Origin of the sequence: Nostoc sp. TCL240-02 (genome assembly GCF_013343235.1) — a bacterium.
In the GTDB taxonomy this organism is placed as follows: domain Bacteria; phylum Cyanobacteriota; class Cyanobacteriia; order Cyanobacteriales; family Nostocaceae; genus Nostoc.
Genome location: NZ_CP040094.1, coordinates 4,732,583 through 4,756,162, shown reverse-complemented (window position 1 = coordinate 4,756,162; position 23,580 = coordinate 4,732,583). Strand labels below are relative to the sequence as shown.

General features: G+C 41.7%; 15 protein-coding genes. 6 read left to right on the top strand and 9 right to left on the bottom strand.

The window, feature by feature from the left end; genetic code table 11:
• Positions 1-29 precede the first annotated feature (29 nt).
• Positions 30-1,595: a serine hydrolase gene (locus tag FBB35_RS20220; protein WP_174711122.1), complete on the bottom strand. Its 1,566-nt coding sequence runs from the start codon at positions 1,593-1,595 to the stop codon at positions 30-32.
• 371 nt (positions 1,596-1,966) lie between these two features.
• A complete protein-coding gene (locus tag FBB35_RS20215) occupies positions 1,967-2,707 on the bottom strand; it encodes an RNA methyltransferase (protein ID WP_174711121.1) in 741 nt (246 codons plus the stop codon).
• A gap of 173 nt (positions 2,708-2,880) precedes the next feature.
• Between FBB35_RS20215 and thrB the strand changes: the two genes are divergently transcribed.
• Positions 2,881-3,795, top strand: coding sequence for a homoserine kinase (gene thrB / locus FBB35_RS20210; protein ID WP_174711120.1), 915 nt, complete (start codon positions 2,881-2,883; stop codon positions 3,793-3,795).
• A gap of 43 nt (positions 3,796-3,838) precedes the next feature.
• The gene (locus FBB35_RS20205; protein WP_174711119.1) at positions 3,839-4,348 is read left to right on the top strand and encodes a hypothetical protein; all 510 of its coding nucleotides are present in this window, start codon (positions 3,839-3,841) and stop codon (positions 4,346-4,348) included.
• Between the two features lie 82 nt (positions 4,349-4,430).
• Here FBB35_RS20205 and FBB35_RS20200 read toward each other — a convergent pair whose 3' ends face one another.
• A complete protein-coding gene (locus FBB35_RS20200; protein ID WP_174713716.1) occupies positions 4,431-6,893 on the bottom strand; it encodes an S-layer family protein in 2,463 nt (820 codons plus the stop codon).
• A 124-nt stretch (positions 6,894-7,017) separates the two neighbouring features.
• On the opposite strand from FBB35_RS20200, the gene FBB35_RS34880 reads away from it, so the two are divergent.
• Both FBB35_RS34880 and FBB35_RS34875 read left to right on the top strand, forming a co-directional pair.
• Complete coding sequence (locus FBB35_RS34880; protein ID WP_254625633.1) at positions 7,018-7,395, top strand: transposase; 378 nt, start codon at positions 7,018-7,020, stop codon at positions 7,393-7,395.
• A 40-nt stretch (positions 7,396-7,435) separates the two neighbouring features.
• Positions 7,436-7,975, top strand: a complete 540-nt coding sequence (locus tag FBB35_RS34875; RefSeq protein ID WP_254625632.1) for an IS630 family transposase — start codon at positions 7,436-7,438, stop codon at positions 7,973-7,975.
• A 242-nt stretch (positions 7,976-8,217) separates the two neighbouring features.
• Here FBB35_RS34875 and FBB35_RS20190 read toward each other — a convergent pair whose 3' ends face one another.
• Positions 8,218-10,662: an S-layer family protein gene (locus FBB35_RS20190; RefSeq protein ID WP_174711118.1), complete on the bottom strand. Its 2,445-nt coding sequence runs from the start codon at positions 10,660-10,662 to the stop codon at positions 8,218-8,220.
• A 14-nt stretch (positions 10,663-10,676) separates the two neighbouring features.
• A complete protein-coding gene (locus FBB35_RS35845; RefSeq protein WP_368041784.1) occupies positions 10,677-11,039 on the bottom strand; it encodes a hypothetical protein in 363 nt (120 codons plus the stop codon).
• Between the two features lie 78 nt (positions 11,040-11,117).
• Here FBB35_RS35845 and FBB35_RS35840 point away from each other — a divergent pair, with 78 nt between their 5' ends.
• Entirely contained in the window at positions 11,118-11,288 is a 171-nt protein-coding gene (locus tag FBB35_RS35840; RefSeq protein WP_368041783.1) for a hypothetical protein, read from the top strand.
• Positions 11,289-11,338: 50 nt separating this feature from the next.
• Here FBB35_RS35840 and FBB35_RS20180 read toward each other — a convergent pair whose 3' ends face one another.
• The 4 genes from FBB35_RS20180 to FBB35_RS20165 form a co-directional block, all read right to left on the bottom strand.
• The gene (locus FBB35_RS20180) at positions 11,339-13,015 is read right to left on the bottom strand and encodes an alpha/beta hydrolase (protein WP_174711117.1); all 1,677 of its coding nucleotides are present in this window, start codon (positions 13,013-13,015) and stop codon (positions 11,339-11,341) included.
• Between the two features lie 27 nt (positions 13,016-13,042).
• Positions 13,043-13,627, bottom strand: coding sequence for a hypothetical protein (locus FBB35_RS20175; protein ID WP_174711116.1), 585 nt, complete (start codon positions 13,625-13,627; stop codon positions 13,043-13,045).
• 125 nt (positions 13,628-13,752) lie between these two features.
• Positions 13,753-15,117 (bottom strand): cytochrome P450, encoded by a 1,365-nt coding sequence (locus FBB35_RS20170; protein ID WP_254625631.1) that lies wholly within the window; start codon positions 15,115-15,117, stop codon positions 13,753-13,755.
• 32 nt (positions 15,118-15,149) lie between these two features.
• Entirely contained in the window at positions 15,150-17,042 is a 1,893-nt protein-coding gene (locus FBB35_RS20165; protein ID WP_174711115.1) for a lipoxygenase family protein, read from the bottom strand.
• Positions 17,043-18,036: 994 nt separating this feature from the next.
• Here FBB35_RS20165 and FBB35_RS20160 point away from each other — a divergent pair.
• Complete coding sequence (locus FBB35_RS20160) at positions 18,037-23,499, top strand: ATP-binding sensor histidine kinase (RefSeq protein WP_174711114.1); 5,463 nt, start codon at positions 18,037-18,039, stop codon at positions 23,497-23,499.
• Positions 23,500-23,580: the final 81 nt, after the last annotated feature.

Here is a 23,580-nt window from a genome sequence, read left to right as displayed (position 1 = left end):
TATGTTATCTCAACGATACGTCGACCTACTTATCTTTGGGGATAATACTGTTGATTCATAACTGGAGACTGATAACCATTTGCCGGTACAGTACTTCCCATATCATTAGGTACAGGACTGACAACAGGAGGCTGATAACCACTCATAGGTACAGTACCTGTCGTACTATTGGGTAAAGCAGGACTCCCAATCTGGGGCTGATAACCATTTGCGGGTATAGTGCTTGTGGTACTGTTGGGTGTAACAGCATTTTGGCTAAACTCTTGGTAGGCAGCACGAGAAATTGAGCTAATCAGTTTTTCGGCGCGAGGGTCGTTTTCGGGGCGTTGTACCATGACGGTAGCTATATAGCGCTTGCCAGTAGGAACAACAATTAAACCTGTGTCTGCCAGCATAGTCCCAATATCGCCCGTTTTGTGGAATGCTCTTGCCCCTGTTCCCAAACCCGATGGTAGCAGAGTGTCTCTTTGGGTGCGACGCAAGATATCGAGCATGAGATCGCGTGATGGCATACTAACTAAATTCCCCTGACTCACAATAGCCATCAAATTCGCCAATTCTTTGGGACTAGTAGTATTTGTCCCTTGCAAATCTGGTAGGCTATTACGAATTGTTGTGGTTGTCAATCCCCAAGTGCGGAAACGCTGGTTTAACGCCTCCATCCCTCCCAATCGCGCAATCAGCATATTTGTCGCCGTGTTGTCGCTGATGGTAATCATTTTAGTGACGACTTCCAGGGCATTGTACTTGGTTCCGGCTGGTTTTGACCCCATATCTCCAGAACCACCAGCTACCATATCCTGTTGCATGGTCAGCATTTCATCCAGGCGAATTTTTCCCGCGTCTACATCCTGGAAAAAGGCAAGTAGGATCGGCACTTTAATTGTGCTAGCTGCTGGAAAACTGGTAGAGCCGTTGACATCTACATAATTACCAGTGTCCAAATCTACCAAGAAAACACCGGGTGAAAGATTTGGGTTGTTCGCCGCTAAATTTTGCACGGCATTTTTCAAGGAGATAATTTCCTGGGATAGATATAGGCTCGAAGATGCAGTTGGGGGAGCTTGGGTAGGTTGTGGCTGCGATCGCGACACATTACTATTAGATTGAGGTGCAGAAGTTGTACTGATGCGATTAGCTGGGTCTAATACTGACAACACTGTGCCCACAATTGCACCCATCCCAACACCCACTATCAACAATCGCACAACATATAATATGGTTTTTGCCATTGGCTTTAATCGCGTTTTCCGCGATGAACGCAGGCCCCTTTTTGGCTTTTCCATCCGCACTGTTTTCACCATCACAGCACCTGGTCGAAAGGGAGGAATTTTCCCCTTTACAGTAGGTATTGGTTTCACTGCCATTGGCATGACTAATCCCGATTTTACCCTACGTGTAGTACCAGGGGTTGGGGGGGGAGCAACACGATTTTTTTGGCGTGCTAGCGCCGCTTCCCGTCCATTGGCAGCTTGCTGCTGGCTATTAGCTTTAACTTTCTTTTGCGCCACTTTTTGAACTTTTTGTGGACGTTGGCGGCGATTTAGGGGTTGTCGCCGCGAGAAAGCTGTTAGTTCGTCACTTGACTCTGACACAGTTACTCCTTGTGACCGACTTGACTGTTTTCTTGCAGACTCCTGACTGAAGAGGCGGGGGGCGGGGGGCGGAGGGGCGGAGGGGCAGGGGGCAGGGAGCAGGGGGCAGGGGAGACAGGAGAGATTTATTCAATAATTCTCCCTTGTCTTCCTTGTCTTCCTTGTCTCCCTTGTCCCCCTTGTCTCCCTTTCCTCTTCTCCCTGCTCCCTGCTCCCCTGCCCCCTGCCCCCTGTCTCTTCTCTGACCCAAAACTTAATCCTTAAGCAATATTAATACTCAAATTCCACTTTGCCACTAAGTAGCTTTTTGTGTTTAGTTTAAGCCGTATTAAATATTTGGGGGGGTGATTGCGTATATATTAAACGAATAATTACAAGTTTTCACTATCCCTCTGGTTTTTCAAAGCCCATTCTACTTGCTGCAAAATTCCTCGCAGCATGGCTACTTCCCTAGTTTTCAGGTGAGCGCGATTATATAGTTGGCGAAATTTTCCCATGCGACTAGCTGCTGTATGGGGATATACATAACCAATTTTCAGTAATAGTGATTCTAATTGCTGGTAGTATCCTTCTAAAACATCTAAGGGTGCGAGTTCAGTTTGGGTTATGGTCTGAGTGTCAAATTGTTGGGCAGATTGTGACAATTCATAACAGCAGATTGCCACGGCAGTAGCTAAATTCAGGGCTACATAATCTTTACTGGTGGGAATACCAACAAACCTCTGGGCATAATTTAATTCTTCATTGCTTAATCCCCGGTCTTCCCTGCCAAAAATCAGCGCTGTGGGTTTTTCTGGTTCCTCCAGTAACCAGGGTAGTGCAGTGCGGGGGTTTTCTAAAGGTGTTTCTAAACTGCGAACCCGACCTGTGGTAGCGATCGCCCGTACACATCCATGTAATGCTTCTGGTAAGGTGGCTACTAATTCCGCAGATTCTATAATTTCCTGAGCATGAACAGCCATCATCAAAGCTTCTGTCGATAGCGGATCGCATTGGGGGTTGACTAATACTAAATTATATAGACCGAAATTTTTCATTACCCTGGCGATCGCCCCAATATTTATCGGCCCAGCTGGTTCTACCAACACAATTCTTAATCCAGCCAAGCCCATTTTTTGCCTCCTGCGATCGCACCATAAAATATTTTTAGGCTAACTCTCAGCGTTGTAGTTCTGCTGAAGAGTTTTCTTAAAATCATTTTACCTGTTTGACGCACTCACCCCGAGAAGGGGTGGAATTCAACCACTTATGTGAGATGCTGATTGATGATTAGTGAGTTTTGCCAATGTCTGTTGTTTCTACTATCACTGTTACCGTTCCTGCCACAACTGCTAATTTGGGGCCTGGTTTTGATTGCATTGGTGCAGCTTTAAAGCTGTACAACGAGTTCAAGTTCACTCGTCTAGAAGAAGGTGGGCTAATTATTCATGTCACTGGTACCGAAGCTGAACGAGTCCAAACTGATGAAAGCAATCTCCTCTACCAGGCGTTTGTCAAATTCTATCAACATATAGAGCAAACACCGCCAACTGTGAAAATAGAGATTAAGTTAGGTGTCCCACTGGCGAGAGGTTTGGGTAGTTCGGCGACAGCGATTGTGGGCGGATTAGTTGCTGCCAATCAACTTGAGGGTGCTACTCTTTCTCAGTCGCAGGTGATGGAGTTAGCGATCGCAATGGAAGGACATCCTGATAATGTAGTACCAGCTTTGTTGGGAGGATGTCGTCTGGCTGCTACCAGTGGCACAGCTTGGGAAATTTGTGATGTTCCCTGGCATAAAGATGTTGTACCAGTTGTGGCTATTCCTAATTTTGAACTTTCGACTTCAGAGGCGCGGGGTGTTTTGCCAACTGAGGTGAGTCGCGCTGATGCGATTTTCAATACGGCACATTTGGGCTTACTGCTGCGCGGCTTGGAAACTGGTAACGGACAATGGTTAAAGACAGCTTTGCAAGATAAGTTGCATCAGCCCTATCGGAAAGCTTTGATTCCTGGTTATGATGCTCTCAATATCGCAGCTGTTAGTGCTGGTGCTTATGGTATGGTAATTAGTGGTGCGGGGCCGACACTGTTAGCTTTGGCGGATAAATTACACTCAGAGGCTGTGGAGGCGGCGATGTTAGCTGCTTGGCAAGAAGAAGGAATTACAGCCGAGGTGCGATCGCTTTCTCTCGATACCCAAGGCGCAAAAAGCTTTTAAGATTTTATTCAGCACTTAAAACTCAGCACTTAAAACTCGATTTATGGAGCAAATTCAGGCTGAAATGGCGGCGCTTAACTCTCAAATTGAAATTCTTTTAGAAGAACGCGCTGCACTCACTATTAATAATGTCATCTCTAGCGACAATGATTCACCCCAGGCAATGGTTGAAGCATATCGCCGTCAAGCTAGAGAAAATGCCCAATTATCAGTTGAACTCCAAGGCATTGATGCTGCGATCGCAGCTTTGGAAGTCCAAATCAAACAAAAACAAAATAAATTAGTGCGTTGGCAAGTTGAATCAAAACAACTTACCCAACAGCAGCAGCTAGAAGAAGCGAAAGAAGTAGCACAGGTTCATGCTCAACGCATTAATCAACTGGCTGGGGAATTGGCGGCAGAAGTCCGTTTTCTTAAGGCTTGTGCCAATGAACTGAGTCCAATGTATTGGCAGATTTATTACAAGCCTTTTATTACTGGGTTCAAAACAATTTCTGTTCCTTATGTCCGCTCTGATTTAGAAGTGTGGACAATTGTCAACCGGATTATTTAATTCTGTGAACTACAGCATTAAGCGAAAACACATCTAATTTGATAAGCAAATTTTATCAGTGTAACTTCTGCCCATTACCATCTTAACTCTTGGGAACAGCAGCACAGTTTAATGCCTGTTGCACTTGAACAGGAGATTTATCTGTGATTAACTCGATTTTGCCGTCAGCATTGCGATGCCAAGAAGTGGCTTGGACAAGAACCTCTGAGGATGGGGGAATTTGGGCTTCTACTGGCTGTGTTTTGCGGTATGCAGAGATGTCGCGGATATCAGACCAAGTGCGATCGCTCCCAATTTCCTGCGTAGGATTTTGCGGTATGCCACCTCGTCCTGTTGCCACAAAAGTACTACCTTGGTTTGCAGAACAACCACTAGCAATTTGCTGGGATTGGTCAGTGACATTCTCTGGCAGTTCTACTAAGCCAGAATTGGGATCGACACCAATGTTATTAATTTGAACCGTACCGTTAACCCCAAATTGTGAACTGGCAGTGATGTCATTTTCTGGGGTGAGTTGGAGGCGATATTCTAAACCGAATATGCCTTTAGTAGCAATGTTAATGTTACCGCCCTTACCTACGACGGCATTGGCAATGATATCGCTGTTTTCTAATCCAACGATGATCGGAGAGTTAATAGTGATGTTGCCACCGTTGCCAATACCACCTGCGTTAGTAACAATTGAACTACCACGGCGCAAGATCAAGTCATTAGCCTGGACAAAAATGTTACCACCTTCACCCTGAGCAGTAGCGGCGGTCACGCTACCACCATTGTCGAGCCGGATTGAATGTGCGTTAATTTCCAGTTTTCCTGCATCGCCAACACCCTGATGATCAACGCCTACAATTGCCCCATCTGTAATCTGCAAGCGCGGGGTGTTAACAACGAGTTTACCTATGTTACCTGTGATCACATCTGGTAATCTAAATAGTTGCCGAATGGGTGGTGCCAGTAATTCTGCTCTAGCACCAATTCGACTAGGAAGACGAGAAATACTACCTACTCCACTGACTTCAACAGTGTCTGAAGCATTGATTAGCAAATCCCCACCATTACCGCTATTAACGGTAGAAGCAACAATGCCTCCTCCATCTCGCACCCTTAACTTGGAAGTGTTAATGGTTAATTGACCTGCATTTGCTTGGCTGAATGTGCCGACAACTATGACGCTATCAGCTAAGTTTTGTGGGTTTTCTCCGATCACTTCGATGAAGTCAGTAGCATTAATCGTGGTATTACCTCCTATACCATTTCCCAAGCTAGAATTGCCGATGACAGCACCATCTAAAACCTGCAATTTGTTGGTAACTACTCGAATATCACCACCTTTCCCAGAATTACTGGTGTTTGTGTTTAGTGAACTGGCAAATCCACTAATCGGTGATAATCCGACAATCTGAAGCAAATCTTCAATTTCTACAGAGATATTACTTCCTAGACCTTTACCAAAATTGAATCCATGAAAAGAACCACCATCGTGGAGGAATACTTGTGAGGCAGAAACCACGATATTACCCCCAGCACCATCACCGAAATTATCAGCACGCAATAAACTTTGTGGAAATCCATCAGTGCCGAGTCCCCCTAGTTCTAAGGACTCACTAGCGTTAACGTTAATATCGCCAGAATTTTGACTTCCTTGATTAACTAATAAGGCAGCAGAAGCATCATTAAAGCTAATCTTTTGACCTTGAAAGTGAATCGAACCCGCAGGAGTACCACTGGCATCGGTCAGGGATTGATGCGACAGATAAATGTTACCAAATGTCTGAAGATTGCCATAATCAAAACTCCAACGAGGAGACGAAGTGTTCAGATTAACTGTCCCATTTCTGACGCTACTGAGTTCAATATGTCCAGAGGGTGTATTTAACACTCCACCATCTAAGGTGATATCTCCCCCTATTAATGCCAAGGTATTGCCAGGGTTAACACCTAATCCTACAGGATTGTTGCTTCGATCTGGAGAAGAGGCGAAAGGGTTGATCGGGAACACCAAACGATGACCAGTGTTCTGGATGTTAATAGCACCGGGATTATTTCCCATTTGTAAACCGATCGGCACACTCATCGTCAATAATGGCGAAGTCGTAGGATTTGCGACACTATACTCTACTCCATCGGCAAAGCGGATACTTGACGCTGTGCTACCTAAAAATGAACCACCAATATCAAGTTTGGCATTCAGACCAAACATAATCCCAGTGGGATTGAGCAGAAAGAAATTGGCGCTACCATTTGCCTTAATTAAACCATCAATGCTGGAAATATTGCCCCCAGTGACGCGACTGAAAATGTTTTGGATATCTAAAGTATTATTGAAGAATGCAGAGCCTTTGCTAGGAATTGAGAATTGGCTGAAGCTGTGGAAAAGATTGTTGCCAACACGATTTCCATTAGTAATAGTGAAGTTATTACCATTTTGGAAGACGGTAGTGTTAAGGGTTCCATCGGGAGTAACTTGGGCATTGGCAAGACCAGACCACATCGCACCTGTTAGTATTCCACTAATTAAACCTAACCAAGCAGAGGTCACACTCATCATGAAGTTACCTTTTATACTTTATAGATTTATGGTTCCCATAAATAATATTAGTGGTATTATAGCGGTTATCAGTCTACTTCAGTACAGTAGGAGAGAGCAATTCTACTGATAATTGGTGGTGATGAAAGCCTACTCTCTCGACTTGCGTCAAAAAATAGTTGATGCTTATGCCTGCGGTGACATTTCCCAACGAAAACTGGCTAAAAACTTTGGTGTCACCTTAAGTTTTGTGCAAAATTTACTCAAACGCCATCGAGAATTGGGGATGATAGGCCCCAAGGTGCGGACTGAGCAGACAGCAACAAAGTTGAATGCTGAACAGTTAGAAATCCTGCGCCAACTCGTCATAGCACAGCCCGATGCGACGTTAAGCGAATTGCGGGAACGACTTTACGAGAAAACAGAGGTCTTAATTGGGGTAGCTACGGTGAATCGGATGGTTCGCTGGAAACTTCACCTCAACCTCAAAAAAAAGTCTCCACCTCACAAAAAAAGGTAGTGATGAAGTCCAACTAGCCCGATTTGAGTACTGGAAACTCTTGAGGGGGATACCCGTCGAAGAGCTGATTTTCTTAGATGAATCGGGAGTTAATCTGTCCTTCATCCGCAAATGTGCCCGCGCCTTGCCTGGCCTTCAGGCCTATGCTCAAAAGCCCAACCGCAAAGGGAAAAATGTCTCGGTAATTGGTGCAATTAGCTTGAAAGGACTGCTCACCCAATGGAGTGGCTTAGGTTCTATCGATGCTTTGACTTTTGATGCCTTCATCGCCCAAAAGCTCGTACCCAAACTTTGGCCTGGTGCAGTGGTGATCATGGATAACTGCTCAATCCATAAAAGTGATGAACTTGAAGCTTTGCTCATCGCTGCTGGCGCTCATCTCATTTATCTCCCCCCCTATTCTCCCGATTTTTCACCGATTGAGAATTGTTGGTCCAAGATTAAGAACATTCTCCGTCGCATCGGTGCAAGGACATACCCTGATTTACTCCAGGCATTAGATACGGCATTCGCAGAAGTGACAATAGAGAATTTGCTGGGTTGGTTTACTCACTGCTGCTACTGTACCTCACAAGACTGATAACCGCTATAACAACATTATTAAGAGTTGTAATTAATTTTTGAAAATAGCAGCACAAGTTAATAATTGCTGAACCTGAGCAGGGTATTTATCTGCATAATAGCTCAATTTTTCTTAGTGCTTAAAAGTGTTTTTCGGCAGCCATTCGATAAATTATTCTAAGGTAAATACTTTGGGTAAAGCTTGAGCCATATCAAAATTTCCACTTGTTTTGACTTTATCATTTCCAGCGTCATGATTGATTAGTTTGGCATTGCAGCACAAGTTGACAATGATTGTTGTACCTGAACAGAAGATTTATTTGCAACTAACTCAATTTTTCCCTGAGTGTTACGATGCCAACCTGTAGCTTGGACAAAAAGCTCTGAGGATGCAGGGGTTTGCGTCGTGATTTCGCCAGTTTTGCGGTATGCAGAGATATCGCGGATATCAGACCAAGTGCGATCGCTCGTCACATCTTGATTGGGATTTTGCGGTATCCCACCCCGTCCTGTTGCGACAAATCGACTGCCTTGATTTGCAGAACAAGCACTAGCTATTTGCTGGGATGGGTCGGTAACATTTGCTGGCAATTCCACTAAGCCAGAATTTGGATCGACACCAATGTGATTAATCTGTACCGTACCACTAACACCAAACTGTGAACTGGCAGTAATATCATTTTCACCAGTGATTTGAGGACGATATTGTAAGCCAATAATTCCCTGTGTGGCGATTTGAATATTACCCCCACGTCCTTTAACTGCATTAGCAATAATGTCGCTGTTTTCCAACCCAGCAACGATAGGTACATTAATATTGATATTGCCCCCATCCCCTGAACCGCCAGCTGTTGCAGTTATTTGGCTGCGATCGCGGATCAACAAAAACTTTTCGACTTGTAAGCTGATGTTGCCACCATTACCAGATTCTGTTTGTGCCTGAATTAAACCTTGATTTTTTAATTGGATGCGATCGGCTGTGATGTTAAGATTGCCACCATTACCACTACCTTGGTTAGTAACGCTCAAAGTACCGCCATTTTGCAATATCAGATTAGGTGTAGTCACGCTGACATTACCAGCATTTGCCGTTAGTATATCTGGCAAACTAAATAACTTGCGGATTAATGGTTCTGACTTGAGAACGGAGGAGTTAATGCTGCTTTGATTTAATCGACTGCGACCACTGATTTGGATGGATTCTGTGGCATTTATCCTAATATCTCCTCCATTACCGATAAAAAATGAGGTTCCGGCAACCACTCCTCCATCTAACACTTGTAATCTTGCAGTATCCAGTGTCAAGGTTTTGGCGCTGCCAGTACCGTAGGTGAGGGCGCTAATATTGCTGTAAAGTCCGGCGGGATTGTCTCCTCTAATTATAGTGTCACTGTTGTGGATGCTTACCTGACCGCTAGAGCCATTACCAAAGGCAACAGAAGATAATGCTGCACCATCAGACACTAGCAAGCGATCGGAATTGATGGAGATATCACCGGCAGTAGCAGTACCGCGTGCAGTAGTCGTAATGCTAGTAACGCCAGTTGGATTGAGGGAAGAGGAGCCAGATAATTCTATTGTTGAGGCTTCAATCTGAATTTTGCCACTATCTGCAACTGCAAATGCTGTGTTATTCAACCCTGCCCCTTGCTGAAGCCTTAACTGAGGAGTGATGATAGAGATATTTGCACCAGTTCCCCTACCCAAGATTTCACTACGAATCCCACTGCGAATTTTGGCATCGGCTGTTGTGCCAATAATATCGATCGCTTCTGATGCTTGAAGGTGGATGTTACCACTCGGGAGATTGCCGAGATTTGTTGTCAGCACTAGCGATCCATCAGTTAATTTAATCTTGCGTCCCTGAATCTGAACCGAACCCGCATTTACCCCACTGACATTTAACAGTGACTTATGTGCTAGTTGAATATCACCAAAGCTTTGCCCGTTTTCATACCCAAGCGTATAACCTTGAGTGTTTGGAACTAAAGTAACTAATCCTGAACCTCCCAAGCTACCTAATTCTATTTGTCCTGTTTCGGCGTTTAGGGTTGCTCCATTCAGATTCAGATTACCACCCACCAGCGCCAGGGTTTTTCCAGGTTGTACTTGCAACTCTGTTGGGCTAGGAGTACGAATTAAAGGAGCCAGATTACTGGTAATAGTTAAGGTATGTCCTGTACCTTGAACTTGTATTGAAGAAGGATTACTACCCATTTGTAGCCCAATGGGAACATTGATGCTTAATAAGGGGTTAGCTTGGGGACTAATTGCGCTAAATTCAGCACCATCACTAAATTTAATGCTCTCAGCAGTTGTCCCAATAAATGAGCCGCCAATATTAAGTTGGGCATTCGCACCGAAAATAATCCCACTGGGATTGAGCAGAAATAGATTAGCGCCACCATTGGCTTTAATTAAACCATCAATGTTGGAAACACTACCTCCAGTGACGCGACTGAAGATATTTTGGATATCTGCGGCATTGTTGAAAAAAGCCGAGCCGTTGCTAGGAACTGAAAATTGGCTGAAGCTGTGGAATAAATTGTTGCCAACTCGATTACCGTTAATGATGGTAAAGTTATCGCCACTTTGAGAGACAGTAGTATTTAAAGTGCTATCAGGAATTATCTGGGCACTGACAGGCATTACCATCAACGGCACTATTCCAATGCACAGACCCAACCAAATAGAGTTCGTTGTCATTGCCAAGCCTTTATTTATACCTTGCATTTTAGGTTGCCCAAAACAGTATAGTTTTGAAACGATCGCCTCAAAATGGGGAATAACGCAGTGAAAAGTACCAGCCATGCGAAAAAGCGACTATCTAATTCATTCTCACTGACATTGGCATCAAACCAATCTACCCCAAAACTCAATTGCGATCGCGCCGCAAACACATACTGGTTACTTCGCTGGGTATATTCTTGAAAAAAGCGCACAGCCGAAATATTTGTTTTTCCGTTCTCATCTGCATCTGGTGAGAGGCGAAACGGCCCAATATTATCAATACCCAACTCAGTTTGGCTTGATTGGCGCGAAAACGACAGCCCAACTGCCAACTCTTGGGTTGGTTTTTGCACTAGTGGTTGCCAATAGCCTAATTCATAAGATTGGGAATCTGGCTGGATATCAAGGACACTGAATGGTTCTTCAATAACGTGGTTCCATCCCTGGCTAAAGCCAAAGGATATAGTGCCATTGTGGGCATTAATGGACTGAGAGTGGTGTTGATCGATCTAATGAGTGGGGTTGAGATTAAAGGCGACAAGGCGATGATTCAGGTTTTGGCAGAATTCTCCAAGCACAATCTATCTCACGTTAAATACTGAGGATGTAGCGTTTGCCAACCCGTATCACCAATGATTTCGAAATCTCTTGTCTAACGTTGAGTTTTTTGTTGATAAATTTGCGGCGCAAGAATCACTTGAATTTGCTTTTCTTGGCATCTTTGAGAAAAAACGCTAATTTGCTCAGACTCGTCTCCTTCAATTGACAAAGATCGTAAAAATCCTTGAAATCCTAAAAAAGCTAATTCGTAAATGGCTTTTTGACTAAAACCACCTCCAAAATAGCCTGTGTGGGTATCAATACCTTGAGGATCTCTATTGTTAATAGACTTCCGAATAAATGCCAAGGTTAGGAGAATATAATTCCCAACATTTATCGCTGGCTTTTGGATGGCAGAACTAACAATTCCGATCTGATCCATTCGGTCATCTTTATAATCTGTACAGTCAAAATATGTAAATAAATCTGCGGGTTGTACCCAATCTTCTGACATTTTAGTTATCTCTTCAATTTTTCTATGCTCGCTACTAGAAGAACGAATTTCTAAATATTTATAAGGGTTGTCAAGTCTATAACCTTTGCCATAGTCTTGCTTGTGCAAATTAACAACTCCATATCTAGGTGCGTGACCCACTAAATCATTTTTATCCTTGAAATGCTTAACTGTTATATTACCAAGCCTGTATCCACTAATACGAGTTCGCGCTGGAAAACTAAAATAATTTGCGGCAGTAGAGGTAAATCGTAACGCTAAGTCTCCCTCATTACAAAATATATAAGCTTCTTCGCAGCGACGTAAAGAAGAACGAAGAAAATTAGCACGTCCTGGGAAGATACTTTCTACAGGAATATCAGGTGCAACTAGCACAAGTCTGCCTAATCTAAATACATTGCCAATATCCGAATCTGGTTTTTTATTAATAGACTTTACATCAAAAACATCAGAGAGAATCCGAATTACATTTGTAACTACAAAACATCCCATACTATGACTAATAAAAGATAATTTAATCCGTTTATTTCGAGGCAGCTTTACCGTATAATCAAGCTGTCTAATCAATTCAACTAAATCTGTAACTCCGTAATTAGTCGCTCTATAAGTATCACGAAAATAAGTAGATAGCCTAAGAATGATTAATGTAAAAATAATTGCAGATACAATGCCAGATAAAATTAACATCGTTGTGAAAAAGTGGACAGCGCTATTACTCAAAATATTTAGGAACAATAAAGCTATAGCAGACCATATACTAATTGTTAGTCCCAGAGCTAAATTGATAGCTAGTAAAGTTGGTAGAGAAGAAAGTGCGTTGATTAGCTTTTGCCCAAAAGAACCAGACTCATCCATTTTTGTGGGATTTTCCGATGGCCATCTATATCCAATAAAAATATACTTATTTGGTTGCTGAATAGACGTATTAATATATTCATAAATCTTTTTGCAGCCTGTCTCTGTATCCGATGGTGTAGAACTATATCCATGAATATTTATAATAATTTCTGGTTCGGGGCTTGATTCCAAAATTTTAGCAATTTTCTCAATCATGTCTTGGGTTGAAGGTTCAGCTTGTCCATCATTGATATTAAAAAGCTTTTTATTAACAACTAATGATAAATATCTATTAGAATTATTTTCTTCTGTCTCAACGTTCAGTTTTGCAGTACTAACTACTAAGTAGCCAGGGATTTTTTCCTGATTAGTTTTTTTAAATTCGTAAATTTTATACGGTTGATTGTCTGGCAGATTTTGATTATCACAATAGTTCATCAGGTATATTTCCTTTTACAATTTGGGTTAAGATATCGTAATCGCTTTTTGTTGATTTGAGTGGTGTACAATCACTAAACACTCATTTTTCACCCTAGAAAGCATATCGTTAAAAGCAGGAGTATAACAACCATCTTTATCAACAACCTTACGGAGAGTATACTCACCAGCCCTAGAAAGTCCGCCGAACCAAACGTTTTTTCTGTGCCAAATATCTCCATTAAGAGAATTTTTGTCTTGGGACATTGTACAACTTACAATCAATGTTGAAATTGGTATTCCCAGCAAAATGGGGATGATTTGAGCTTGTTGCAACGTTTCATCTTCAAATTGAATTTTATAAGTTACTTGAAACCATTGAATTAAACGTAGTAATATCCAACCCGCAATCGAGTTATGAAAAGTCCACTGTAACGGTGAAAAAATTGGTAAAACCAAAGTTCTTGTCTGTGTGTCCCATTCCAAATTGTACATAGTGATGCAAGTATCTGGAAGGGGATTACCATCCATAAAGAACACACCCTTTAGGATAGATGGTAAGTTTGTTTCTTTAATTTGAATCATCCAGGTTGCAATATTATCGAGTTGCTTTTTTTCAATTAATTCAGCCATAGTGATTTTTAATTCGTAATGGGCTACGCCCCGCTACTGCTAACGTAATTCGTAATTAATACACATCCAAAAAACACTTTACAAACATCCTCTAATTCAAAGCTGCCAACTCCTAACTTTATGACTTACATTCGTTGAGCAAAACCTTGTAGTACTAAATTATTAGGAGTAACGGCAGTCACTTTTTCAAAATCCCATTTGACTTCTGTAATTGAGTCCCATTGATAGTTCTGGAACAGATGTAAACAGAAAATCTTGATAAAGCCAATTGATAAGGATTTACCAGGACAGGCTCGTTCATGCCCTTCACCGTTCCAAGATAAAATATCTGAAAAATTCCGTGTTAGGTCAAAGTCATCTGGATTTTGGTATCTGTTGGTATCTCGATTAGCCGTAAAAATAGAGCCAAGCAAACGAGTACCTTTTTGGAATGGACATTTTTGTTCTCCAATCTCAACTTCACCCCCTTCAGTGGTGAGTTGGCTAACAAACCGCACAGGTGGATAGAGACGAGCCGTTTCTAGAATCACTTGATTGAGAAGTGTTAACTGTTCTAGAGCGTCTGGGTCTAAAGTTTTCTTACCATTCCAGGCTGCATTAACTTCTGAGACTACATCATTTCTGAGGGCATTATCCAAACAGAGAACACCAATAACTGATCCTAAAAGCGCACTCGTGCCGGCAGTACCAGCGATATGAATCATATCGAAAAGGGTATTAGCGATTTGGTGTTCATTCAACTGATACTGAGCGCCTGTTTCAAAGTAAGATGCCCATTTAGCTGATTGTTTATATCGCTTAGTTAAATATTGACGATGCCGAATTTTTGGCGCTGTTAATATTGCCAGCAGATACTTGTTAATAAAATTAGGCAAGGATGCGAGAGCCAAACCTTTAATGTAACTATCGGATGCTGTGATTTCTTCCTCAGATAAAGATATCTGAAAAACCAGTTGATGCAAAACCGATAGCATGATCTTTGGCAAATCGTTGCCGATGTGTAATTTGCCTTGTTTAGCAGCTTCTAACAAGCTTTGCTCAACTATATTACCTAAAAAGTCTATCTTTTGAGAGGGTTCTGGTAAGGCTTGTAAGATTACACTACGTATTCCTGTGTGTTCGTTACCGTTTGTTCCCAAGCTCAGAGGATTATCAAGCAGGTAGTTAGGAGCTAATATTCTGATGATGCCTAAATCATTTCCCCGCAATTGTGGTTGGGTTTGCATTAGTTCCCTCACCTGCGAGTGAGAGGAATGCATAATTGCTTGGTCTACTGCAAAATACTTATCTCCAATATTATCCTTACGGATGTAGAGAAAGTCCCGCCACGCTTTGAGTATGATTAAAGCATCTGTATAATAGAAAATCAAACGCAGAAACTTGCCGATCGCAGTGTCATAACCTACTTTGGCTAGTATGGGTGCAAGCCAAAGCTGGCGATCGTGACCTTTGAGAACTTTATCTTTAAGTGTCATAATATTTACTGTCATTTGTCATTAGTCATTAGTTATTTGTCCCTAATTCAGATATTGATGCTCTGAGGAATTTTAGAAGGAAGTAGATACTCATAGGGTGGACGGTAGAAATTACGTTGCTTGATGGTATCTTCTACCTGCTGAAGATTACTTTGGAATGCCTGCAACAATGGTTTTATTTTTTGGTCTGTGAAGTATCTTTGCTCATACTCGCCTAGCTTGTTGTAGTATACAGACCCTAATAAGCTGAGTAGGTTGTATTGCCGTTGCGCCTGATCTAAAGGGGGGAGCAAATTAAGGTAGTCTTGTTCAGTAACTTCTCTTTTAAGAGTTGAGGCTGGTAAATAACCTGCCATTGGTATAGCTGCGGCGTAGCTCATCAAATCTTTTTGCGGAAAGTTAACGGCTGCATGTTGGGCACTGGCAGTAAAAATAATCAGTGTAGTGGCATCAATCAGGTAATTTAGGGTTTTGATGCCCCCATCTTCGCCAAAATCGGGGATACGACCACCATCGTAAGCTAAGATTTCGGCTGCCCACGCTTGCAGGGCTGTGTCTTGATGAATGTCTTCATCGGTGGTGTAATAAAGATTCAGGTAGTCCCAAACCCATTGATGAATGGCATCCCACACTAATAATGCGTCATCCCGGTAAGGATAAACAGGCAAGAGATTGGGATCGTCTACACCGCGCTGTTGGAATTGCTTAGGTAAGATGGCACTATTGAAACCATAGCTTTGCAACCCTAGCACTGCTAAAACGCGAGAATTATCGATTGATGCTGAGAGTAATCTATCGACACCACCGCCTGGAGCAATGAGAGTACGTTGGGCGGCATCGTTAATTGCTAATGTGCTGTCAAAATGCGGGCGCAGAAGGATTCTGAGGGGATGTGTGAGTGGCAATTGTCGAGCAGTTGCGATCGCAAAAACACCAACTAAAAGATGAGTTCTTGCCAGATGAGTAACAGCTTCGTGGTAGTTTGCATCTGCTATTTGAACAACTGTTTTGGCAAAAAGCCAAGCGTATTTACCGGAGTCAGGGGTAACAATTGGATAATCTGGGCTTGGGGTTTGACCGCATTGAATTGCTATTGGACGCAATAGACGGGTGGGGTCTGAACCTTTGGGTAAGGTAAATAGTGCTAAGGGAGCATAGAGATATTTTTGCTCGTGTGGGAATGTACCGTTGATCGCACCATCTAAAATTTTATAGTCAGCTAAGTAGAGTCTCCCTTCAAGCCCGGCTGCTGCTAATGAATCGTCAGTTCCCATCACTGCTTGGTAATGTTCGTCTGTGACTGGGAAGCGATCGCTTAGAGTAGTTACCCGCTCAATCATTACGGGATTATAGCCAGCCACTCGCATGTACGCAAAGACTTCATCTTCCTGGTAAGTTTTAGCGATGGCTGGTAGACTAATCACCGGAAACAAATCTTCATAGTCCTTTAGACTGCTTACATGTCCTGTAGGCTGTCCTTCATATAGAAGATTAATTATCCTATTTAGAGCATCTCTAAGGATTACTAGTCCGTTTTCTTTCAGAATAGAATGAAAAAGCTCGTCGAGTTCTCTAAAATCCTTAGATATCCCTTTGAGCAAAAGCTGAGGGACAATTTGCAGGATTCTTGCCAGAATGCTGATTCGGGCTGGTACTGCTCCCTTAAGAAAAGCTTCTAAAATAAATCTTTCGACATCATCACGAATCGATTTAGAATCTTGATTGCCTCTGTTGACAATCAAGGTATTGATAAAAATAACTCGTAACTGCTGGGCTAATAAAAAATACCAGTTAGTGGTGAACTCTTCCGCAATAGAAAGCTGATCCACCATTGCAATAGATGGAATATGGTTGTAGTTATATTGATACTCTTGCCTAGCTATATCTAAAGTATGAGTACTTGATGAACTGATTGAATGATCTGGTGATAAAGCAGTCATTGGCTCTACTCATGTGTAGTACTGGGAAATTTAACACTTGAGGATAAACAGGTTTGAATTACTAACTTTTGGCCGTCGGCAACAGTGAAGGTTTTTGGTTAGATACGGATCTTGTTCCCTCGACCTTTCATTGGGTCAGAAGCCCCGTCCCAATGGGACATTGTGTTGGATGGGTTAACAGTCTCCTTCCAACCCCTGCCCTGTTCTCTGTTGCTTTTACCTAAACTTATTATCGCAATCAAGTTTGAAATTTCGATTTTTCTAAAGAAATTTTCTGGAATTTCTCAACTCCTGAGCCACAAGCTAAATGTTTCGAAATTTTGCAAGGAATATTTAGCGCTACAAATGATACTTGCCAAGATTTAGAAACAATTCCCCAATAACACTTTCGGACTAAAATACTGTGTCAAAGTTGACATTTTAACTACTGGAACAACATTAGGAGGACGACTATTAGATTCTTCTGCTTCCTATGTCTCCAATGTTTCTTCTACTTACACAGCAATGAGATATTCTTTTCTCTTACCGTCCCTTTATCAAAATCCAAAGCGTTCGGCGACCATCTTAACCAAATTTCCCACCTGGAGAGGATCAGCTTGGTCGGCTTTGAAGGCGGCGGCACTAACGCCTTTTTCTTCGAGTTCCCGGACAACGATCGCGGCCTTTTCCGATGAGGTGGCGTAACTGATGGCAATATCTGCGCCGTCTTCAGCCAGACGTTAGTGATCGCAGCATCAATACCCCGTGAAGGTTCTTAAACTGACGCAAGTAGGTAAATTCGCTAGTTATTTAGCATAACTAGACTTAGACTATTACGTAAATCAACGAACAGTACACACTGTCAGAGAAAGTTTATAGTCATTGCGTGGTGTTAAAGATTAGCAAAGCTAATCTCTATTTAATTAGTATTTGAAGAGTTAACTTGACTTGAATTCTGGGAACTATCATAGTAACTACCAAAATCTCTTAGAAAACAAAATTCAGACAAGTATTAATGTTTAAATTAATTGCTCACATCCCTAACTATAGTATTACAAGTTTAATTTATGAAGCTGCTACCACAGTAATTTATCGAGCATACTCCAAGGCTAACGGACACTCAGTTGTTATCAAACTGCTCAAAGCAGAGTATCCCAGTATCAAAGAGATTGCCCAACTCAAGCACGAATACGAAATCATCCAAAATTTGAATATTGCAGGTGTAATTAAAGCCCATGAATTAATCAGTTATGACAACGGCTACAATAATGGTCTAGCACTGGTTTTAGAAGACTTTGGTGGAGAAAGCTTAAAACATCAGATATCTACGACAGGGATTGAAATTACAAAATTTCTTAACATTGCCGATCAAATTACTGGAACATTGGGAGAGTTACATACCCACCACATTATCCATAAGGATATTAAGCCCGAAAATATTCTTTATAACCCCAATACCGAAAAAATAAAACTGATTGATTTCAGCATCGCTTCGCTGTTATCCAAAGAAAGTCCAGAAATTACTAGCCTCAACCTTCTAGAAGGAACACTGGCTTATATGTCACCAGAGCAAACCGGACGTATCAACCGAACCTTAGATTATCGGACAGATTTTTACTCATTAGGTGTCAGTTTCTACGAAATGCTGACTGGTCAGCTTCCCTTCCATAATGCTCAAGACTCAATGGAGTTGGTGCATTGTCACATTGCCAAAATTCCTGTAGCTCCGCACGAGATTAATCCTAATGTACCATTGGGAATCTCTGCGATCGCTATGAAACTTCTAAGCAAAACTGCTGAAGACCGTTACCAGAGTGCTTACGGGTTAAAGGCTGACTTAGAGCAAGCAGCGATACAACTGCAAACAAAAGGCAGCATTGACCTTTTTAGCTTGGGTCAGCAGGATTTTTCGCATCAATTCCAAATAGCTCAAAAACTTTATGGTCGGGAAGTAGAAGTAGCAACTCTAATGTCTGCCTTCGATAAAGTTAGTCTTGGTGAGAGTGAAGTTGTCTTGGTAGGAGGATATTCAGGCATCGGTAAATCCTCACTAGTTAACGAAGTTCACAAACCGATTGTACGGCAACGAGGTTACTTCATCGGTGGCAAATTTGACCAACTCAAGCGAGATATTCCTTATGCTTCTTTGATTCAAGCATTTCGAGAATTGATGCGGCAACTGTTAGCTGAAAGCCAAGCCAGAGTTGAGGTTTGGAAAAATAAATTACTACAAGCATTGGGAGCTAATGGTCAAGTTATTATTGATGTCATCCCGGAAGTAGAACTGATTATTGGACAGCAAGCGCCTGTACCCCAATTGGGGGTTGCTGAGTCTCAAAACCGTTTTAATCGGGTGTTTAAGCAATTTATCCATGCCTTTACTGCTGCTGAACATCCCTTAGTATTGTTTTTAGATGACCTCCAATGGGCGGATGCTGCCTCTGTGAAGCTGGTCGAAAATTTGATGACTGACCCAGAAAGTCGGTATCTATTACTGATTGGGGCTTACCGAGATAACGAAGTTAGTCCCACCCATCCACTGATGCTAATGCTAGAGGCAATTCGAGCATCTGGGGCAACCATTGAAGAGTTGCTTTTGAAGCCATTAGCAACACCTCATATTACTCAACTGCTTAGTGACACGTTCAACTGCGAATCATCTCAGGCAGAACCTCTAGCTGATTTGCTATTTCAAAAAACCCAAGGTAATCCCTTTTTCTTGACTCAGTTACTAAAAGTATTGCATCAAGATAATCTCTTGACATTTGATTATCGTTTAGGTTTATGGCAGTGGAATCTTAACAGAATTCAGGAACAAGATATTACCGATAATGTAGTCGATTTAATGGTGAATAAAATTCAGAGATTATCAGCACCAACGCAGCAAGTTTTACAATTAGCTGCTTGTGTTGGAAACCGCTTTAATTTAGAAATACTAGCTGTAGTCAACGAAAAATCTGCATCAGCAACAGCAATTGATTTATGGTCAGCTTTGCGGGCGGGATTAATTCTACCTTTAAGCGATACTTACAAAATTCCTCAGTTGTTGAATCAGTCAGAATTGGCAACATACTGTGATACGGCGGTACAAGTTGACTATAAGTTTTTGCACGATCGCGTTCAGCAAGCTGCCTATTCTTTAATTCCCACCGATCAGCAAAAACAAGTACACCTGAAGGTAGGTAAATTACTATTACATAATACTGAAAAAGCCCAATTAGAAGAACATCTTTTTGAGATCGTCAACCATCTCAATGCTGGCAGTTCATTGATTGTAGAACTAGCAGAAAGATATGAACTAGCAGAATTAAATCTGAAAGCAGGTCAACGGGCAAAATCATCTTCGGCGTTTGTAACTGCACTCAAATTGCTGGAAATTGGGATGAATTATCTACCTGAGAATAGCTGGGAAGATAAATATTTACTTACGTTAACTTTATATTTGCAAGTTGGAGAAGCAGAGTTTTTAAATGGTAACTATGAGAAAGCTTTGCTGATTTTCGGGCAGACTTTCACCAAGGTTAAAACTACTCTTGATATGTGTCGAGTCAATGAATATTTGATTATGTGTTATCGCATGGAGAATGATTTAAACTCTGCATATAAAATTGGGTTAAACACCTTAGAACTTTTAGGTTTTGAGTTTGCAGCCTATCCCGATGATGCATATCTATTAGAAAAACTTAATCAAACAAAAAAAGTTATTGGCGATCGCACAACTTTTAGTCTTGCAGAATTACCACAAATGCAAGACGAGGAAAAGCTAATAGCTCAACGCATCTTAAAAGAAGTTTGGCCCATTGCCTACTTTTTAGGATCTAAAGCGTTGCATATTACATCTATGAACATAACTCAACTTTCAGTTCAGTATGGAAACTCACGAATTTCTGTATTTGGTTATATGCTGTATTCTTTCAACTTAGTATTTGAATATGGTGAAGTAGATTCAGGTTATGAATTTGGTGAATTATCTCTGCGTTTGCATGAGATTTTAAGAACGAAGGAATTGGAAGCGAATATTTTGAATATGTGGGGAGGTTTAATTCGTCACTACAAAGACCATATTAGCCAGGGTAAACCTTATTTATTAAAAGGATTTAATAGTGGTTTAGAAACAGGTTCTTATCAGTGGTCTGGTTATTGTTCAGTTAATTTTTTATGGCAGTGCTTATTTGGAAATGAATCTTTAGAAAAAACCGCAGAAGTAGCCAAAGATTTTATTCCTAGCCTCCGCAAGATTGACAAAAATATGTTGAACTACCATCTGCTGGCTATGGAAGCGATCGCTAATTTGACTAAGCCAGCAGGCAAGATTGACGAACTTGTGGGCACTTGGGCAGATGAACGGCAAGTGCTAGAGTTTGCATTGGCATCTTCGGATATGTTGAGTGCATTTGTAGTTTACATCTATAAACTGGCGCTCTGTAACTGGTATGGAGAGTATACCAAAGCTGTTGAATATGCAGAGAATGCCGAAAAATTTGTTGCGGGAGCGCGAGGAATTTTTATTAATCCTGTTTTCTATTTTCACCAAAGTATTGCCTTAGCAGGGGCTTGTGTGGAGGCCGATACCGCAACTCAAGTTATTTATCTGCATAAATTAAATGCCAACTTAGAAAAATTCCAGCAATGGGCAATGCACTGCCCAACCAATTATCAACACAAGTTTTTGCTGATTCAAGCTGAAATTGCTCGGATTTCTAAACAAGATTATCAGGCAATGGAGCTGTATGATCTAGCGATCGCTTCTGCTGGCGAAAACGGTTATTTACAAAATGAAGCCTTAGCAAACGAACTTGCATTTCGATTTTACTTGGACAAGGATAGAATAAACTTTGCCAAAGTTTATTTTAAAGAAGCCCGCTATCGGTATCTCAAGTGGGAAGCTACAGGTAAAGTCCGACAACTGGATGAACAATACTCCCAACTTTTTAGAGATCCAGCCAGGGAGGTAAATGGGCGTAGTACGGCTACAAAACAGATTCGGGATATTTCTGAAGCTAAAACCCAAACTCTAGATTTAAGCACAGCAATTAAAGCGTCTCAAGCACTCTCAAGCGAGATGGAGCTAAATCCGCTGCTAGAGAAAATGATGACGATCGCGATCGAGAATGCTGGTGCCCAAATGGGTTATCTACTTGTAAAACGAGAGAACCAGTGGGTGATCGAAGCCGAAGGAAGTATTGATCGAGATCAAGTAACAGTGCGATCGTCGAGTCTATTTCAAGTAAAGCATAAGCTACCAGTTTTGCTGATTAACTACGTTGAAAGAACAAAAGAAAATTTGGTTTTAGACGATGCTAGCCACACAGAGCGTTTTGTGAGTGACAACTATATTGTTGCCAATCAACCCAAATCAATCTTGTGTTTGCCTTTCTCTCATCAGGGTAAGCTAACTGGAGTTCTTTACCTGGAAAATAATCTCACTACCGGAGTCTTTACCGCAGATCGATTAGAGGTACTGAACTTATTAACTTCGCAAGTTTCCATCTCTATAGAAAATGCTCGGCTCTACACAAATTTGCACATATACTCCCAGGAGTTAGAAATTTCGGAAACACAAGCGCGTGAGAAAGCAAAGCAGCTAGAACACACACTCGATGAATTGAAGCTTACCCAGTCTCAGATGGTGCAAAGCGAAAAAATGTCTAGCCTAGGGCAGTTGGTGGCAGGTGTTGCTCACGAAATTAATAACCCAGTCAGCTTTATCTACGGCAACCTGACTTACGTAAATAATTATGTCAAAGACTTGATGAGTGTAGTACAACTTTATCAGCAGCAAAACCAGAATTTACCACCTCAAGTTCAAAATGAAATAGATGCAGTTGACTTAGATTTTTTGATGGAAGACTTACCTAAGCTGTTGATTTCCATGCAAGTGGGAACCGATCGCATTCGTCAAATTGTATTATCTTTACGAAACTTTTCCCGCCTAGACGAAGCTGATGTTAAAGCCGTTAATATCCATGAGGGCATTGATAGTACTCTAATGATTTTGCAAAATCGGCTCAAACCCCAACCTGACTCTCCCGGAATTCAGGTAATACAGGAGTATGGCAACCTGCCACCTGTAGAGTGCTACCCTGGACAACTGAATCAGGTATTTATGAATCTGCTCGCAAATGCGATCGACTCTTTAGAGGAATTTAATGAACATCGGACTTATGCCGATATCGCACTTCAGCCAAGTATCATTACAATTCGTACTACTGTTGAAGGCGATTTAGCCGTCATTCGCATTGCTGACAACGGTTCTGGTATCAGTGAGAATGTGCGATCGCAACTCTTCACACCCTTTTTCACTACCAAAGCTGTTGGTAAAGGCACTGGTTTAGGGCTATCTATTAGTTACCAGATTGTGACTAAAAAGCATCGAGGACAGTTAGAATGTGTATCCGTTTTAGGACAAGGGGCTGAATTTATTGTTTCTATCCCCCTTAAGGCAAGGCTAGTACCCCAAGGCGGAATTAAAAATTAAAAATTAAAAATGAATACAGCGTAAGCATTTCATTGATTGAAAATAGGTGGTTTATTTCCGCCGTGTTGTACTAGAAGCAAG